This window comes from uncultured Gilliamella sp., from assembly GCA_945271295.1.
Taxonomy (GTDB): domain Bacteria; phylum Pseudomonadota; class Gammaproteobacteria; order Enterobacterales; family Orbaceae; genus Gilliamella.
The window spans coordinates 20,094-39,238 of sequence record CALYPG010000025.1 but is presented as its reverse complement, the minus strand read 5'-3'; the positions used below and the strand labels follow the sequence as shown (position 1 = coordinate 39,238).

The 19,145-nt window shown below is 35.2% G+C and carries 14 protein-coding genes; 8 read left to right on the top strand and 6 right to left on the bottom strand.

From position 1 onward, the window contains the following. Window positions 1-370: 370 nt before the first annotated feature. The 3 genes from rep to Q0K76_RS10960 form a co-directional block, all read right to left on the bottom strand. Window positions 371-2,386 carry a DNA helicase Rep gene (rep, locus tag Q0K76_RS10970; RefSeq protein ID WP_294615613.1) on the bottom strand — a complete coding sequence of 672 codons (2,016 nt, stop codon included), beginning with the start codon at window positions 2,384-2,386 and terminating at the stop codon, window positions 371-373. Window positions 2,387-2,491: 105 nt separating this feature from the next. Further along, on the bottom strand, window positions 2,492-3,454 hold the full coding sequence (gene dusA, locus Q0K76_RS10965; RefSeq protein WP_294615611.1) for a tRNA dihydrouridine(20/20a) synthase DusA: 963 nt from the start codon (window positions 3,452-3,454) through the stop codon (window positions 2,492-2,494). A gap of 128 nt (window positions 3,455-3,582) precedes the next feature. Beyond that, entirely contained in the window at window positions 3,583-4,005 is a 423-nt protein-coding gene (locus tag Q0K76_RS10960; RefSeq protein ID WP_294615610.1) for a hypothetical protein, read from the bottom strand. A 476-nt stretch (window positions 4,006-4,481) separates the two neighbouring features. On the opposite strand from Q0K76_RS10960, the gene dnaX reads away from it, so the two are divergent. The 4 genes from dnaX (at window position 4,482) to ruvB (ending at window position 9,134) form a co-directional block, all read left to right on the top strand. After that, window positions 4,482-6,545 carry a DNA polymerase III subunit gamma/tau gene (dnaX, locus tag Q0K76_RS10955; RefSeq protein WP_294615608.1) on the top strand — a complete coding sequence of 688 codons (2,064 nt, stop codon included), beginning with the start codon at window positions 4,482-4,484 and terminating at the stop codon, window positions 6,543-6,545. Window positions 6,546-6,578: 33 nt separating this feature from the next. Further along, complete coding sequence (locus Q0K76_RS10950) at window positions 6,579-6,917, top strand: YbaB/EbfC family nucleoid-associated protein (RefSeq protein ID WP_294615606.1); 339 nt, start codon at window positions 6,579-6,581, stop codon at window positions 6,915-6,917. A gap of 591 nt (window positions 6,918-7,508) precedes the next feature. Continuing rightward, window positions 7,509-8,117, top strand: a complete 609-nt coding sequence (gene ruvA / locus Q0K76_RS10945; protein ID WP_294615604.1) for a Holliday junction branch migration protein RuvA — start codon at window positions 7,509-7,511, stop codon at window positions 8,115-8,117. 12 nt (window positions 8,118-8,129) lie between these two features. Then, window positions 8,130-9,134, top strand: coding sequence for a Holliday junction branch migration DNA helicase RuvB (ruvB, locus tag Q0K76_RS10940; RefSeq protein ID WP_294615603.1), 1,005 nt, complete (start codon window positions 8,130-8,132; stop codon window positions 9,132-9,134). A gap of 100 nt (window positions 9,135-9,234) precedes the next feature. Here ruvB and cysK read toward each other — a convergent pair whose 3' ends face one another. From cysK to yfbV, 3 genes are all read right to left on the bottom strand, one after another. Beyond that, entirely contained in the window at window positions 9,235-10,200 is a 966-nt protein-coding gene (cysK, locus tag Q0K76_RS10935) for a cysteine synthase A (RefSeq protein WP_363322476.1), read from the bottom strand. 203 nt (window positions 10,201-10,403) lie between these two features. Beyond that, entirely contained in the window at window positions 10,404-10,943 is a 540-nt protein-coding gene (gene priC / locus Q0K76_RS10930) for a primosomal replication protein PriC (RefSeq protein ID WP_294615600.1), read from the bottom strand. After that, window positions 10,943-11,419: a terminus macrodomain insulation protein YfbV gene (yfbV, locus tag Q0K76_RS10925; RefSeq protein WP_294615599.1), complete on the bottom strand. Its 477-nt coding sequence runs from the start codon at window positions 11,417-11,419 to the stop codon at window positions 10,943-10,945. Before yfbV ends, priC begins: the two co-directional genes overlap by 1 nt. Before the next feature lie 194 nt (window positions 11,420-11,613). Between yfbV and Q0K76_RS10920 the strand changes: the two genes are divergently transcribed. The 4 genes from Q0K76_RS10920 to Q0K76_RS10905 all read left to right on the top strand — a co-directional run bounded on the left by Q0K76_RS10920 (window position 11,614) and on the right by Q0K76_RS10905 (window position 18,670). Next, window positions 11,614-12,819, top strand: a complete 1,206-nt coding sequence (locus tag Q0K76_RS10920) for an acetate kinase (protein ID WP_294615598.1) — start codon at window positions 11,614-11,616, stop codon at window positions 12,817-12,819. Window positions 12,820-12,883: 64 nt separating this feature from the next. Continuing rightward, a complete protein-coding gene (gene pta, locus Q0K76_RS10915) occupies window positions 12,884-15,034 on the top strand; it encodes a phosphate acetyltransferase (protein WP_294615596.1) in 2,151 nt (716 codons plus the stop codon). Between the two features lie 89 nt (window positions 15,035-15,123). Then, the gene (guaA, locus tag Q0K76_RS10910) at window positions 15,124-16,707 is read left to right on the top strand and encodes a glutamine-hydrolyzing GMP synthase (protein WP_363322475.1); all 1,584 of its coding nucleotides are present in this window, start codon (window positions 15,124-15,126) and stop codon (window positions 16,705-16,707) included. 538 nt (window positions 16,708-17,245) lie between these two features. Then, window positions 17,246-18,670 (top strand): hypothetical protein, encoded by a 1,425-nt coding sequence (locus Q0K76_RS10905; RefSeq protein ID WP_294615592.1) that lies wholly within the window; start codon window positions 17,246-17,248, stop codon window positions 18,668-18,670. The last annotated feature ends 475 nt before the right edge of the window (window positions 18,671-19,145 follow it).

Sequence of the window (19,145 nt, the reverse complement as noted above, 5' to 3'; positions counted from 1 at the left end):
ACCTGTGACCTACGGCTTAGAAGGCCGTTGCTCTATCCAGCTGAGCTAAGGAGACATAGATACGCTTTGATGATAAACGCTGAATATTATATAAAGCTATTTCGATCCGTCAATGATTTTTAATTGTTTAGCTGGTTAGATTAACAAAATATCATCAATTTCTGATTATTAAAATAATGTAAAGTGATAATATTGACGATGGCAATAATATTTGCTCTGTTTATTTTAAAGTTACCGTGATGTTTTATACTGAAACGTATAGCTAACCTGAAACTTTTTTACAAAATGATGTTAACATTTAATTTTCTGCTTTAGTTATGTTTAGAATAAATATAATCCCTATAAGTAATGGTATTTCCTTTTTTAATAACTATTTGGCACTAGCAATTTGCGCTTTGAGCATTGCGAGTCGGCTTTGACCTTGTTGCATTTTTTTCTCGGGCGATAGTTCGTTACGTTGATCTTGCCAAGTTAAATCGTCTTGTGGCAGTTCTAATAAAAATCGGCTTGGTTCAACATGAACGGTTTCACCAAATTGTTTGCGTTGGCGACTAAATGAGAAGGTTAATTCACGTTGTGCCCGAGTAATGCCAACATACGCAAGGCGGCGCTCTTCTTCAATATTATCTTCATCAATACTAGTTTGGTGAGGTAGTAAACCTTCTGACATCCCAACTAAATAAACATAAGGGAATTCAAGTCCTTTAGATGCATGTAGGGTCATTAATTGCACCTGATCGAGCTCTTCTTCGGATTCGTTACGTTCTAACATATCGCGCAAAGTGAATCTAGCTACCGCTTGCTCTAAAGTCATTTCTTCATTAAGTTCATCGCCTTGTAACATATCATTGAGCCAACTGACTAACTGCTCAACATTACGCATACGCATTTGCCCGGCGGTAGGCGATGGCGAAGTTTCATAAATCCAACTTTCATAATGAATACCGTGTAACAATTCATGGATCGCTGCCATTGGTTCACTATGAGATTTTTGAATCAATGAATCAAACCATTTAATAAATAACTGTAACGACTCCATCCGTTTGCCCGAGAGCAATTCGGTTAACCCCATATCATGACTTGCTTGAAATAAGCTAACACCACGCTGATTAGCCCATTCACCGAGTTTTTGTATGGTAACCGGTCCGATTTCACGTTTAGGGGTGTTTATAATGCGAATAAACGCATTATCATCATCAGGGTTAGTTAATAGTCGCAAGTAAGCCATTAAATCTTTAATTTCCGTGCGGGCAAAAAATGAGGTGCCGCCAGAAATTCGATACGGTATGCGATACTGCATTAACATTTTTTCGATTAAACGCGATTGATGATTACCCCGATATAAAATGGCATATTGCCCATACTGACTGTTATTCGCAAAGCGATGACCAATTAAATCATTGACGACTTTCTCCGCCTCGTGATCTTCATTATCGGCTGTTATTACCTTTATTTCTTCGCCATAACCTAATTTGGAAAAAAGTTTTTTTTCAAAAATATGTGGATTATTTTCAATTAAAATATTGGCAACTTTTAAAATTCGCCCAGAGGATCGGTAATTTTGTTCTAGCTTAATTACTTCTAGCTTCGGGAAGTCTTGTTTAAGTAATACCAAATTTTGCGGCCGCGCACCTCGCCAGGAATAAATGGACTGATCATCATCGCCAACTACGGTAAATTTAGCTCGACTACCAACTAGTAATTTAATAAATTCATATTGACTGGTATTGGTGTCTTGATATTCATCAACCAATAAATAACGCACTCGATTCTGCCATTTTTCCCGAACTTCTTCGTTGGTTTTTAATAACAGCGTCGGTAATAAAATAAGATCATCAAAATCTAAAATACTACAAGCTTTTAATTGTTTTTCATATAATTGGTAACAATGAGCAAATAACTTTTCTTTATTGGTTTGCGCTCTTGCCATGGCAATGGTTGCATCAATAATATCATTCTTCCAGTTAGAAATAGTGGCACGTAATTGATTGATAAGATCTTTATCACCATCTAACCATTGCTGGGTAAGCTCTTTTAGTAAAGCAAATTGGTCATGATCGTCAAATAACGAAAAATTAGCTTTAATGCCTAGGTGTTTATATTCACGTCGAACAATATCCAGCCCTAAAGTATGGAAAGTTGAGATTTTAAGCCCTCTAGTTTCTTGTTTGGTGAGTGATTGGGCAATCCGTTCTTTCATTTCACGCGCGGCTTTATTAGTAAAAGTAACCGCCACAATATGCCGGGGTAAATATTCTTTTACCCTTATTAAATAAGCAATTTTATTAATGATTACCCGAGTTTTTCCAGAACCGGCACCGGCTAACACTAAGCACGGACCTGAAACATACTCAACAGCTTGTTGTTGACTAGAATTTAGACGCACAGCATAAAGACCATTAGGAAAATTGTTGGTTAGTATATACCGATTAGCTACTTATGCGCAATTATGGCAACCAATTAGCTACATCGGTAGTTGGCTGCCAAGCTATTAGTTAATAAACGTTAAAGCTTGTTCAACCACTTCTATCCCAGCGCCTTGTTTATGAGCATTTTCACTTAAGTAACGTCGCCATTGCTTAGCCCCTTTACGCCCATTAAATATACCCAAAGTATGGCGCATAATGTGATTAAGTTGAGCACCTTTCGTTAATTGCTGTTCAATATAAGGATAAAGCCCTTTAATAGCTAAGATAGGATCGATTGCTGGCTTGGGCAAACCAAAGATTTGCGAATCAATCTGAGTGAGTAACATTGGATTTTGGTAAGCTTCACGTCCCACCATAACACCATCAACATAATGCAAATGTTGCTTAATTTCATCAATAGTCTTAATACCACCATTAATGGCGATAGTTAAATGGGGGTAATCTTGTTTAAGTTGATAAACTCGTTCATAGTTAAGCGGTGGTACTTCGCGATTTTCTTTAGGACTAAGTCCTGAAAGCCATGCCTTGCGTGCATGAATAATAAAAGTCTTGGTAAAAGGCATGACTTTTTCAATAAATTGGCATAAAAAGGTATAACTATCTTGATCATCAATACCAATCCGAGTCTTGACGGTTACCGGAATATCGATTTGCTCTTGCATGCTAGCCACACATTTAGCTACTAGTTCAGCATTAGCCATTAAACAAGCTCCGAACATACCATTTTGTACCCGATCTGATGGGCAACCAACATTTAAGTTTATTTCATCATAACCACGTTCTTGCGCCAATTTTGCACACTGAGCTAGCGCTTTAGGCTCACTACCACCTAATTGCAAACTAACTGGATGCTCTTTTGCATTAAAAGCTAAATAATCGCCTTTACCAAACAAAATTGCTCCGGTAGTCACCATTTCAGTATAGAGCAAGGTTTGTTTAGTTAATATACGATGAAAATAACGACAATGTTTGTCAGTCCAATCCAGCATTGGGGCTACGGAAAATTTATTGTTTGTTGAGTTCATGGATATACCGGTATTTATACTACTTTTAGTTGTTTGGTTTTGGTGGTAAGTAATATTGTAGTTAAGATAGCTAGTTTTACTCCACTCTATCACTTAAATGCCAAATTAATAAACGCTATAATATTTATCTAATCAGGAATTTGATCAAGTTCTTTTTCATCAACTTCATATAATACGTCATTGTTATAAATTTTCTCAGAAATAACCTTATTTTCCTGATCATATTCACGAACAACTTTATAATCTTTGCCAAATTTATCAGGATGATAATATATAGAACGTTCTAGTTTTCCTGTTTCATTATATTGATATACGGTTCCTAAAGTTGTACCTTTTGAATCATAATAACCTTGGCAACCAACCTCTTTAATTCTGCCATTTGGATAGTATTCAGTATACGGATTACAACCTACGGAATTTCCATTATTATCGAAAATAAGTGGTTCTTTAATATAAACTGTTGATGGAATATCTTGAGCCATTATATTGCTCGACATTGCAACGAGAACAAAAGAAGAAAATTGAATTAACTTAAGCTTTTTTTTAATCATTTTCACGCCCTAAAAGTTATTTATACTCTGATACACTTCCTTCTAGATACCAATTCTAGTTTGATTTAACTACTGCTAGCCCAAGTAAAAATGATTTTGGAACGGCTGTACCTTTCAAAGGAAAATTAAATATTTATTTTATAAGCGAACAATGCCTTATTCAATCAAATTTGTAGCAGCGGCCGTTCTAACATTGTTAGGTAAAGGTAAAGTCGGTTAAATTTCTTCTAGTCTAATTCTCAACTAACTTATTTTACTGTTAGGTTTTGTAAAGAAGTTTCAGGAAAAGCATACGTTTTAGTATTTAAATTCAAGTCACCCACCACCCATCCATTTATTCACTACCATTTAAGCACCACAGGGCTAATATGCGATATTCATTAAGTTGCTAAGCAGCTATTTCGCTGTTTAAAGACTACTCTTATACTTTATGGTATGATTAGTAGCAAATTAGTTAGCAATTAATAATGGTGATTATGAGTTATCAAGTTCTGGCTCGCAAATGGCGACCAAAATCATTTTCTGAAGTTGTCGGGCAAGAACACGTCCTTAAAATTTTATCAAATGCACTTTCACTTGGACGTGTTCATCATGCTTATTTATTTTCAGGCACTCGAGGAGTTGGTAAAACGTCTATTGCACGATTACTAGCTAAGGGACTAAATTGCGAAGCGGGTATTACTGCCTCACCATGTGGAGTATGTGATAATTGCCGTGATATTGAGCAAGGTCGATTTGTAGACTTGCTAGAAATTGACGCGGCGTCACGTACTAAAGTTGAAGACACTCGTGATATTCTTGATAATATTCAATACTTACCGACCAAAGGACGTTTTAAAGTCTATCTTATCGACGAAGTACATATGTTATCGCGTAGTAGCTTTAATGCATTACTTAAAACGTTAGAAGAACCACCAGAACATGTTAAATTTTTATTAGCAACTACTGATCCACAAAAATTACCAATTACGATATTATCGCGCTGCTTACATTTGCATTTAAATGTGCTTGATACATCACTGATTAGTCATCAACTTAATCATATATTGCAATTAGAACAAATTGAGAGTGAACCAAAAGCAATTCAGTTATTAGCTAAAGCCGCTAATGGTAGTATGCGTGACGCATTGAGCCTTACCGATCAGGCCATTGCTTTAGGTAACGGGCAGGTTGATGCTGCATCAGTTACTGTTATGCTTGGTACGTTGGATAGTGCTATTGCATTTTCCTTAATTGAGGCACTTCATCAAGGCGATGGTAATGCACTCATGCAACAAATCGAGATGGCCGCCGTGCAAGGTGCTGATTGGGATAATCTACTAAGTCAAACTATCTCACTATTACATCAAATTGCTTTGTTACAAGTTGTGCCAACCGCACTTGGTGATTATAGCGATAACGAAGAACGGATACGCTTTTTAGCACAATATATGGCACCAAATAATGTTCAATTGTTTTATCAGATTTTGCTAATGGGCAGGAAAGAATTAGCTTTCACTCCGGATAAAAAAATCGGCACGGAAATGAGTTTTTTACGTGCCTTAGCATTTATGCCAAAACCTGTTGATTCAGTTGTTGCGCCTACATTTGCATCAAAATCAAATAGTTTGTTATCAGCCCAATCTCAAAAGTCTGTGGTAACTTCACCTGCTCAACAGTCGTCACCTCCGCTACAAGTTGTTGAGCAAGATTTTGTTGCGACTGATCAACAACAATTAACACAACAGGCAAATAGTGATTTACCGACGCAAACTAAAATTCAGCCTGAAAATACTCCAGAGCCAGTTGCAAAAAGTTCATTGGTACCTGAAGAAGCACCTTCAATCACTAAAAATATTTTAGAAATGCGAATGCAATTGATGAAAGGGGAACAACTTACAAAAAAGTCTGAATCGGTTGATAAAATTCGACCGCAAAATGTTAATGTTACTTCATCAGTAGCAAATGTACGCCAGAAAGCGAAATCATTAGAAAATAAAGATATTGTTGATAACGGATCTGACCAAGTGAAAATTACGGCAGAAAATTATCAATGGCAAGCCAATAATATTGTTGAAAATAAACATGAATTAGTGGTTGATACTAAGGCGTTTCGAGAATCACTAAATGGTGATAAAACACCTGAAATGACACAAAAATTAATTAAAGAAATGGCAGAAAAAGATGCCTGGTGTGCCGAAATTGAACAATTAGACTTACCTCCATTAATCAAACAACTTGCTATTAACTCTTTTATTGAACAAATCGATGATGAAAATATAGTTTTGCATATGCGATCATCAATCAAACATCTCATTAATTCTTCAACAAACAGTGCAAAGTTAGAAAAAGCGTTGGCTAATCACCGTCAACAAGTGGTGAATCTAAAAATCATCATTGATGACAATCAAGCTATTAAGACACCTTTAGAAAAGCGTGAAGCATTATATCAACAAAAACTATTGCATGCTAAACAGATCATCAAGGATGATCCTAAAGTGGCAATGATTTGCCAATTTTTTGAAGCTAAGATTGATGAAGCAAGTATTCGTCCTGTATAATCAGAATTTCAATATTTTTAATGAGGAATTATTATGTTTCAAGGTGGTAAAGGCGGTTTGGGCAATTTAATGAAACAAGCCCAGCAAATGCAAGCAAAAATGCAACAAGCTCAAGATGAGATTGCTAAGTTAGAAGTAACAGGTGAATCAGGAGCAGGCTTGGTTAAAGTCACAATAAATGGCGCACATAGTTGTAAACGCGTTGAAATTGATCCTTCTTTAATCACTGACGATGATAAAGAGATGTTGGAAGATCTTATCGCTGCTGCTTATAATGATGCGGCTCGTCGTTTAGATGAAGCTCAAAAAGAAAAAATGGCACAAGTAACAGGTGGTATGCAATTGCCGGCAGGTTTTAAAATGCCTTTTTAATTGTACTGGCATAATATAATTAACCTGCATAATAGTCTTATTCGCGTTTATTGACCAGTATACTGATTTGGTCAATAATGGGATTTTTAGTTTGTAAAATACAATTTACCGTACATCAAAATATTGTCATTTCAGTCCGTCGATATTAGGTGGGCTGTTTAGATGTTGAATCTAGTATCTTTTTTATTTTTAACGTTATATATATATTTTGTCAATTTAACAGATCATGTATAACGTTGCTTAACATGTCTATCGTTTCAACCAGAATCATTATTTTGATAATTAAATAATGATTATCAATTACTTTTAATAGCAACAAACGCTTTTAATCATAGAATATATAAATATATCAAATAATTTTTTTAGTTAGCCTGTCACGTAATCTAATTATAATTTTTCCTGTCTATTTATACAGTTTATCTTTATTAATTATTTGCTATCGGGTAAACTAACTCGTAATTATTTTTTAATTTGTTATCAATTTTGATCATCAAAATTGAACTGTTTTTTGTGTAGCAGATTCTATTTACTAAGTTATATAGCTATGGTCAATCGTTGTTATAACGCATTCTAAATTATTAAGGATAAATTGTGATAGGCCGTTTACGTGGAACTATTATTGAAAGGCAACCACCCAAAGTGTTGATCGAGGTCGGTGGTGTTGGTTATGAGGTATTTATGCCCATGACCTGTTTTTATGAATTACCGGATAATGGTCAAGAAATAATTATATTAACCCATTTTGTGGTGCGTGAAGATGCGCAAATACTCTATGGCTTTAATCATGAACAAGAGCGTGAATTGTTTCGGGAATTGATTAAAGTCAATGGTGTAGGCCCTAAATTGGCATTAGCTATTTTGTCCGGTATGTCAGCACAGCAGTTCATTACCGCAGTAGAGCAAGGTGAGTTAAAAACGTTAGTTAAGTTACCCGGTGTTGGCACTAAAACAGCAGAACGTTTAATTGTCGAAATGAAAGATCGCGTTAAACGATTTAGTGAAGAGTTAAGCAATGTCAGTACTATTGTTGCTACTGGAAACGTTAAAAAATCCTCTAATCAGATAGAAAGCGAAGCGGTTTGCGCTTTAATTGCTTTAGGTTATAAACCACAAGAAGCAAGCCGTATTATCAGCAAAGTCATTAAACCAGAAATGGATAGTGAAACACTCATTCGTGAGGCATTAAAATCTGCATTGTAAATAGGTACCGTTATGATTGAAGCTGATCGTTTGATTGCACCACAAGCTCAAAAAGAAGAAGAATCATTAGATCGTGCTATTCGTCCTAAATGTTTGGATGAATACGTGGGGCAACCACATGTACGTGAGCAAATGAAAATTTTCATCCAAGCTGCTAAACAGCGTAGTGATGCACTGGATCATGTGTTGATATTTGGTCCTCCAGGGCTTGGCAAAACCACTTTAGCGAACATTGTTGCTAATGAACTTAATGTCAACTTACGTACTACTTCAGGGCCAGTATTAGAGAAAGCAGGCGATTTGGCCGCTATGTTAACTAATTTGGAACCCAATGATGTATTATTTATTGATGAGATCCATCGTTTGTCACCTGTAGTTGAAGAAATTTTATATCCAGCTATGGAAGATTATCAATTAGATATTATGATTGGTGAAGGTCCAGCTGCACGTTCAATCAAAATCGATCTGCCGCCATTTACTTTAATTGGCGCCACCACTCGTGCTGGTTCATTAACTTCACCATTACGTGATCGTTTTGGTATTGTGCAACGCTTAGAATTTTATCGGGTTGAAGATCTAGAATATATTGTCAGTCGCAGTGCTAAGTTTTTGGGTATGGATTTATCAAAAGAGGGTGCTCATTTAATCGCTAAACGCTCACGTGGTACACCAAGAATTGCTAATCGATTATTACGCCGTGTTAGGGATTATGCAGATGTTAAATCTAAAGGAATAATTGATAAAAAAATTGCCACTTTAGCTTTGGATATGCTTGATGTGGATACTGAAGGTTTTGACTTTATGGATCGTAAATTGTTGTTGGCAATTATTGAAAAGTTCATGGGGGGACCGGTTGGACTTGATAATATTGCTGCGGCGATTGGTGAAGAACGTGAAACAATTGAAGATGTGCTTGAACCGTTTTTGATTCAACAAGGCTATATTCAACGAACACCGCGTGGACGCATTGCTACGCCACACGCTTACCGGCATTTTGGTATCATTCAAGATAATTAACCAGCGATACTTATTATGTTTTAATTACTAATCTATCAGCATAAGGTGGTAGGTTAGTATTAGCATTAGCACCTTATTGGAATGAATTAGTCATGGCCGGTTAACCTAATTCTTTTTCAGTAAAAATCCCACTAAATAAATCAGTACTTAAATAACGTTCACCGGATGAAGGTAAAATCACTACAATCATTTTATTTGCATTTTCAGGAAGTTTAGCTAATCTATCTGCGGCGAAAACGGCTGCCCCTGAGGATATTCCCGCTAAGATGCCTTCTTTTTCCATCAGAGCTCGTGCTGTTTCAATCGCTTGATCATTTGACACTTTCTCCACAAGATCTATTAAACTTAAATCAAGATTTTTAGGAATAAAACCAGCACCAATCCCCTGAATTTTATGGGCACCCGGTTTAATCGGTTCACCCGCTAGTGCTTGGCTAATAACCGGCGAAGTGGTGGGTTCAACCGCTACTGCAGTGATATTTTTCCCTTGGCTTTTTTTAATATAGTTAACTACTCCAGTAAAGGTTCCTCCCGTTCCCACTCCAGCAATAAAGATATCAACTTTACCATCAGTATCTTGCCAAATTTCAGGACCTGTGGTTTTTTCGTGAATTTCAGGATTTGCGGGGTTACTAAATTGTTGTAGCATGATATTGCGTTTTGGGTTACTGGCAACAATCTCTTCAGCTTTATCTATTGCGCCTTTCATGCCTTTGGCTGCTTCAGTTAATACTAAATTAGCGCCTAGGGCTTTTAGCAATTTGCGACGTTCAATGCTCATACTCTCTGGCATGGTTAAGGTTAATTTATAACCTCGAGCGGCAGCAACGGAGGCAAGCGCAATGCCTGTATTGCCACTAGTGGGTTCAATTAGCTCAACATCTGGTGTTAATAATCCGCGTTTTTCTGCATCCCAAATCATATTTGATGCAATACGACATTTGATACTGAAACTCGGATTGCGTGACTCAACTTTGGCTAAAATATTACCATTGCCAAAATGTTTTAAGCGTACCAGTGGTGTATGCCCGATAGTTTGTGAATTATCATCAAATATTTTACTCATAAAAAGATCCTTATTTATAGTTATCTGATCAGATAGCATAATTGATATTGTTTATCTATCTATAAAGAATATATGTTTATTATAAGTTTAATTTAGCAAGATGATACTAACTAATTATTATAACAATATTCATTTTTGCTATAAGTCGGGTTATGAGAGATTTTTGGGTTGATCATAATAAGCTAATTTATTGAGCATCGTTATTAAAGGCGTTCATTTAAATTGTTAACCAGCTTGGCAGATGGATTACTATCATTTTCCATTTCTAGCTCAATTTTTTTGATAGCTTGTTCGCAACGATAGATGCGATTATCAAGTGAAGCGATTTTGCTATGATTAATAGATTCAGGTGAAAATTCTAATTCATATTTCATTTCTTGCAATCGGCGCAAATAATCTAAATGACGTGAATGTTTTTCATATAATGTTTCATCAATAATATCAACATCTTTTTGACGTAAATTATGGGTAGCTAGTTCGCGAGTTAATGCAGTTATTTGATTTACTAAAGATTCTGATAAATAGAGAATTTGTTCGAATTTCTGTGTCTTTACATTAGTTGATAATGTTTGGTAAGTTTGTTTTATTTTATCAAGATAAAAGCTACTATTTACTTCAATTTTATTAGTATTAAATAAGTGTTCATCAAAATAATGCTCAGCATATTCAGGTTGCTCTTGCAAATTGATTTGCTGTTCAAGCATGTCAATTTGCTTTTTTAAAATAAATAATAAATCAGCCATTAATCTTTTTCTTCATCAAAGTAAGAATGGTGATCATGATGGGCAAAATAGCTACCCAAATGCATTTTGGCTAGATTTAATAATTTCATAAACTCTTCAAAAGTTAACTTATTGCCAATACTTTTATCTTTATTCTCTTTGGCTAAGATTTTTTTTTCAATTAATTGTGATTTTATATGATTATAACAATCAATTAAATTAAGGGGTAATGGTGATTGTGCACGCCTTCCTAACCAAAAAATGCCTTGAATTGGTAAGCTTACAGCAAAAAGTATAGTAATCACTGTCACGGCGATTTGTGCTGGCATGTAATATTGCCAAACAAGTAACGCAATAATGACAGGTGGTAAATATTTTGTTGCGGTTTTTATGTATTTAATAATTTTTATTTCTGGAAAAGAAAAGGCAAGTTCTTTGTCTTGCGGACAAATATACATATATGATTGACCTGATTTAAATGTTTGAATTAAATTCATCTATTGGTGATTCCTCGACATTCATATTTTATTGTCTTAAAATAGTGCCATTCAAATTGGCGACTATCTATTTTATATCAAAAAACAAGATATCAGAAGTCACCTTAGCGTAATCACATTGATTATTTAATTATGTGTTGAGTTACCAATTTTAATTGGTATAAATCTTTTTTATTCAAATTATAGGAATTACTATGTCTTCAAGTAATAATGCTTTAGTTCTTAATTGTGGAAGTTCATCATTAAAATTTGCTATTATCAATCCTGAAAATGGTGATGAGTTTTTATCTGGATTAGCTGAATGTTTCAATCTTCCTGATGCACGTATTAAATGGAAACTTGATGGTGCTAAACATGAAGCTTCTTTAGGTGCAGGTGCCGCTCATAGTCAAGCGATTAAATTTATTGTCAATAGCATTTTTACACAAAAACCAGAATTATTAGATAGCATTAAATCAATAGGACATCGTATTGTTCATGGTGGTGAAAAATATACTCATTCAGTAGTGATTGATGATTCAGTATTAAAGGGCATTGAAGAAGCGGCAGCATTTGCACCGCTACATAATCCTGCGCATTTAATCGGTATTCGTGAAGCATTTATTGCTTTTCCTCATTTAAAAGATAAGAACGTAGCAGTATTTGACACAGCTTTTCATACTACTATGCCTAAAGAAGCATATTTATATGCTATTCCTAATGAACTTTATACTAAGCATGGTATTCGTCGTTATGGTGCTCATGGTACTAGTCACTATTATGTAAGCCGAGAAGCAGCTAGATTATTAAATAAACCGGTAGAAGAAACTAATGTCATTACTTGTCACTTAGGTAATGGTGCATCAATCACCGCAGTTAAAAATGGTAAATGTGTTGAAACTTCTATGGGTTTAACGCCACTTGAAGGATTAGTGATGGGAACTCGCAGTGGCGATATTGATCCTGCTATTATGTTCTTCTTACACGATAATTTAAAAATGTCAGTTGCGGATATTAATAATTTATTAAATAAAAAATCCGGTTTATTAGGTTTAACTGGTGTAAGCAGTGATTGCCGTTACGTGACTGAACATTATAGTAAAGATGAAAATGCTAAAAATGCATTAGATGTGTTTGTGCACCGTTTAGTTAAATACATTGGTGGTTATGCTATGTTGTTAGATGGTCGTTTAGATGCGATTGTGTTTACTGGTGGTATTGGAGAAAACTCTGAAGAAGTTCGCCGTTTCACAATGCAGAAATTAAGCCTACTTGGTTTTGAGCTTGATCAAGAGCGTAATTTAGCGGCACGCTTTGGTAAAGGTGGCACAATCACAAAAGATGGTTCTAAAATTGCAATGGTAATACCAACTAATGAAGAACTAGTCATTGCTCAAGATGCTGCGCGTCTAACAGCCTAATAAACAATTGAAACCGCCAAATTGGCGGTTTGTTTTTTAATGAAGAATTAAGAGGAAATAATTTATGTCTCGTACAATTATGCTGATTCCAACTGGTACCAATGTAGGGTTAACAGGGGTGAGTCTTGGTGTTATTCGAGCTATGGAGCGTCAAGGTATTAATCTCAATGTATTTAAACCCGTAGCACAACCTAGAACTGGCGGAGATGCTCCGGATAATACAACTACTTTAATTAGTCATAACACCAAAATTCCTGCGTTAAAACCACTTAAAATGAGCCATGTTGAAAATTTATTAGGCTTAAATCAACAAGATGTTTTAATGGAAGAGATTGTTGCACTTTATGCAGAAAATACTAAAGGTGCTGATGTGGTTTTAGTTGAAGGTATTGTGCCAACGGCTGATTATCCTTTTGCTAATGAGTTAAATAATAATATCGCCAAAACACTTGGTGCTGAAATTATTTTTGTCGCTAATATGGGTTCTGATTCACCAGCTCAACTTAAAGATCGTATTGAAATTGCACGTTCTAATTTTGGTGGAATCAAAAATGAAAAAATCGTTGGTGTAATTGTTAATAAAGTGAATGCACCATTAGAAGAACAAAGTCTTGCACATCCAGATGTTTCGGAAATTTATCATACACCTAAATTTGGTGATAAGAAAATTACCATTGCGGATTTGAATGCACATAGTCCTTTACCAGTACTAGGTTGTATTCCTTGGAATATCGATTTAAGTGCTTGTCGTACTTTTGATATTGCTCAACATTTTAAAGCAAAAATTATTAATGAAGGTGGTATAAAAAATCGTCGCATTAAGCATGTATCATTCTGTTCTCGTAGTGTGCCTAACATTATCAATCACTTACAACCAAATGCTTTATTAGTGACTTCAGCAGATCGTTCTGATGTGTTAGTGACTATTTGTTTAGCAGCTATGAATGGTATCTCTATTGGTGGTGTTTTATTAACTGGGGGATACGAAATAGACGAAAAAGTTCATAAATTATGCCAGCCAGCGTTTGATACAGGATTACCGGTCTTTACTGTTCAAACCAATACTTTCCAAACTTCAATTAATTTACAACAGTTTAATTTAGAAATTCCTGTTGATGATAAAGAACGTATGGATAATACTCAAAATTTCATTGCCGACCATATTGATTCAAATTGGATTAAATCTTTAAATCAGGTAGTAAATGCTAATCGTCGGTTGTCTCCTCCAGCTTTCCGCTATCAATTAACTGAGCTTGCTCGTAATGCTAAAAAAGTGGTGGTATTACCAGAAGGTGATGAACCAAGGACAATAAAAGCAGCTGCAATTTGTGCTGAACGCAATATCGCTAAATGTGTGTTGATTGGTAATCCTGATGAAGTTCGTAAAGTTGCTGCTTCACAAGGCGTCACGTTAGGTAAAGGGGTTGAGATTGTCGATCCTGACGCAATTCGTGAAAAATATGTTCCTCGTTTAGTTGAACTGCGTAAAAATAAAGGTATGACTGAAGTGATTGCTCGTGAACAATTAGCTGATAATGTGGTGCTTGGCACAATGATGCTTGAAGCCAATGAAGTTGATGGCTTAGTTTCAGGTGCAGTGCACACTACGGCTAATACTATTCGTCCACCATTACAATTAATTAAAACAGCACCAGGAAGCTCACTTGTTTCATCTGTATTCTTTATGTTAATGCCAGATCAAGTGTATATTTATGGTGATTGTGCGATTAATCCAGATCCAAATGCGCAAGAACTCGCTGAAATTGCTATTCAATCAGCAGATACAGCAATTGCGTTTGGCATAGAACCACGAGTTGCCATGATCTCTTACTCAACCGGTAGTTCTGGTCAAGGTGCTGATGTTGAAAAAGTCAAAGAAGCAACCAAAATTGCACAAGAAAAACGTCCGGATCTTATGATTGATGGTCCATTACAATATGATGCTGCGGTCATGCCTGATGTAGCTAAATCAAAAGCACCAAATTCACAAGTAGCTGGTAAAGCAACAGTATTTATTTTCCCTGATTTAAATACTGGTAATACTACTTACAAAGCTGTACAACGTTCTGCGGATCTGGTTTCAATTGGTCCAATGCTACAAGGTATGCGTAAACCAGTAAATGACTTGTCTCGCGGTGCGTTAGTTGATGATATTGTCTACACCATTGCCTTAACTGCAATTCAATCAGCTCAAGAACAAAACACTGCTAAATAAACCCAGCAGAAAGTTCAAACCATAGATAAGAGGTGATACAATATCACCTCTTATTTTTTCTTATTATGTCATATATTAGGTATAAATTAATGAAAACAGACATCCATCAACAGCGCATATTAATTCTTGATTTTGGTTCGCAAGTGACTCAGTTAATTGCTCGCAGGGTGCGGGAAATCGGTGTGTATTGTGAACTTTGGCCGTGGGATGTGTCTGAAGAAAAAATTAAACAGTTTAATCCTAAAGGTATTATTTTATCTGGTAGCCCAGAAAGCACTACCGAAGCCAATAGCCCAAGAGCCCCCGAATATGTATTTAATGCAGGTGTACCAGTACTTGGTATTTGTTATGGGATGCAAACCATGGCTATTCAAGTTGGCAAAAATGGACAAGTTACGGGATCTAATCAACGCGAATTTGGCTATGCAAAAGTAGACATCGTAGGTTCATCTAAATTAACTGATGGCATTTTAGATAGTACTAATCAAGACGGTATTAATCAATTAGATGTCTGGATGAGTCATGGCGATAAAGTAACAGCTATTTCAGACAGCTTTAAATTAGTTGGACAGACTGAAAGTTGCCCATTTGCTATTATGGCTAATGATGAAAAACAATTTTATGGCGTGCAGTTCCATCCAGAGGTTACTCATACTGTTAAAGGGTTTGAATTACTACAACGATTTGTGATTGATATCTGTCATTGTGAAAAATTATGGACACCGTCATCGATTATTACTGATTCTGTTGCCCGAATTAAGCAACAAGTCGGTAGCGACAAAGTATTATTAGGTTTATCTGGTGGCGTGGATTCATCGGTAACCGCATTATTACTGCATCAAGCAATTGGTGATCAACTTACTTGTGTGTTTGTTGATCATGGCTTATTACGTTTAAACGAAGCTCAGCAAGTTATGGATATGTTTGGCAATAAATTTGGTTTAAATATTATTGCCGTGAATGCAGAAGATCGTTTTTTAGCAGCTCTCAAAGGTGAAGCTGATCCGGAAGCCAAACGCAAAATTATCGGTCGTGAATTTGTTGCTGTATTTGATGAAGAAGCAGCCAAACTTAAAGCCGTTAAATGGTTAGCACAAGGAACTATTTACCCTGATGTAATTGAATCTGCTGCCGCTGACACAGGTAAAGCGCATGTGATCAAATCTCACCATAATGTTGGTGGTTTACCCGAAGACATGAAAATGGGCTTAGTTGAACCATTACGTGAACTATTTAAAGATGAAGTGCGTAAAGTTGGTTTAGAACTTGGTTTACCTTACGATATGCTATATCGTCATCCATTCCCAGGTCCAGGGTTAGGGGTGCGAGTACTCGGCGAAGTTAAAAAAGAGTATTGTGACTTGTTACGTCAAGCCGATGCTATCTTCATTGAAGAACTCTATAAAGCAGACCTTTACCACAAAGTCAGCCAAGCCTTTACGGTATTTTTGCCAGTACGCTCAGTAGGAGTAATGGGGGATGGGCGAAGATACGATTGGGTCGTCTCACTGCGAGCAGTCGAAACCATCGACTTTATGACTGCCCACTGGGCTCACTTACCTTATGACTTCCTAGGCCGAGTTTCCAACCGCATCATCAACGAAGTCAACGGCATTTCCCGAGTAGTCTACGACATCAGCGGCAAACCACCGGCTACTATTGAATGGGAGTAGTTCTAACTCAATTACCCAAGAATTGATTAAAAGCCTTGTTATGCAAGGTTTTTTAGTTTTATTTTATTTATTAATGTCAAAGTCATTAAAATCGGTAATGTTCACAATCAACTAATAGAAAAATTAAATTAGCGCTTTTTTCATAAAATAATTAAGATCACCAAAAAGTATGTTTAGGATGAGTATTTAATATTATTAATAACCATCTTAGCGATAAGTCATTAGTTATAATTCAATGTAAAATATCTTAATAATATCATAGTGTTATGCGCTGCATGGTGAATCAAATTTATTGAAAGTGAGATATAATAACAAAGATAGAACTTGTTTAACAAGTACCGAAATAAAATAGATCCATATCTTATATTTTTTATTGAGGCAAAAACTTAATATCAATTTATAAATATCGTTAATATTGACAATATTAACAAATCTATACAAACTTATATTTGCCTAACCATTATTGGTTTTTTATACTTTGGGTATATATTGATTTAGATCAAGAAAAACAAATGGAATTGTTAAAAAGGAGTGAAAAGTGTTAAAATTCAGTTGCTTAGATTGTCATTTAGTCACTCATGAATTTTCCCTTTTAAAAAAAATAATGCTATTAGTCACTTTAATTTTTACGTTTTCTGTAAATAATGTGATAGCGTTATCAATAAAAAGCAGCCAATACATATATGGGAATAGTCCATATTTAAGTTTTGATGGCGGAGTAACAACAGCTAATTCAATTGAAAATCTGTTATCTATAACTTTACCAGATAATAATTTAATTACTGCATCAGGAGATGTGTCAACTAAATCTAACCCAATTAAACTTAACGACGAGACGGTAAAATTTTCTGATATAAAAACCTATATTCAATTACCATCTTCTAATAGGAATTATCCAAATAGATCATTGAATGATATTATTATTAATTCAAATTATTGGTTTGATAAAGATGGAGATGCTTCACCAACTGTTACAGGAACATTGAAATTAAAATGGCAAGACTCAGATGAAACAGATATAACTGATTTTGTTAAAAATAATATAAATGCTAAATTAATAGGATGTGAGGCTCCTTATAAATTGACTTTAGAAGCGACAAATGGTTCTTTATCTACTGCTTATGGTGAACCGAGAACGAGTTCTTTCACAGGTGGTAGTCATTCTTACTTTATTTATCCAAAATATACACAAGAAATTTGTTATATTCAACCAAGCCTTAAGTATGAAGAAGCCGATCGTCAAGGCGTTAGTAATGGTCCAAATTGGAAATCACGCAAAGGATTTTATGTTTATGATTTAGACAATCCAGAAAAAAATTTCCCTACAACCGGTTCTGATAATTTGTTTTTTGACTTAAAAATAGTTGGTGATGCTAATGAGATAATTAATATTAATGGGCAACATATTACACCAATTTCGGGGAATGGAATCAGTTTATTATTAACTACTCATAATGGGTTAGTGAGAGTAACTTTAAAAGGCCCAAAGGCACCAGGCGGAGGAAATTTTTCTCCTTCAACTTTTAATTTATATAAGGATATAAATAAAACAAAATTACTCTATACTTTTAAAATACAGCGTTGGTACATTGTTTTTCCTCAAGAACCGGGTGGATATGACAAAAGTGTTGAATTATGTTCTAGTCTTGCAGGAAGATATAGAATACCTTCAGATGAAGAATATACGAATAGAAGATATTATATCAGGGAAATTAGTTCTAAAGCGAATGGGCAATGGAATGGAGGAATATTAAACGAGTGGGGATCATTGACAACAGAAAATTATCCAGATAGTGATTGGCAACTTTTCTACCCTGGTGATTCAAGAAATTGGGGCCCTCTATATTGGACATCTACTCGAAGAGGCCGCGATATGATGAACGCTGTTCATATTTGGACTGGTAATATAGGTTGGCGCGGCATGACTGAGAAAAAATATAGAGCTGCTTGTCTTATGCCTTGATTATATATATTAATAAGTATTGTTAGTACTAGTACAACTTATTGTTGGTTTAGCTTGTTTGGATAACGTTTCTAAAGTATGACTCTGGAAACTAAGATAGGTAACCATCTATCACTTATGACATATTTTCTTTTTGATTTTCATCTAAACGACGAGCTGCATTATTACAAGTAGCAGTGATAATGTAACAATCTCTTAAAGTAGTACAACAAACAAGTAGAAAATTCGCTATGATAAAATCAAAAGAAAATTTAAATATAAAAAAGAGCAAAACATCAAATTTTATCTATTTTAAAAAAAGCAGAAGCCGGCATTCCTATTAAGGAACTATGCCGAAAATATGGCAAAGGGGATGCAGTTTTTGATAAATGTCGAGAAAATATGGAAGGTTGGAAACCTCAGATATCGAACTTTTTTGTTGGAAAAATAGATAAACATTTTTATTAAAATCTTAAAATAGTTTTACCATTTTTGT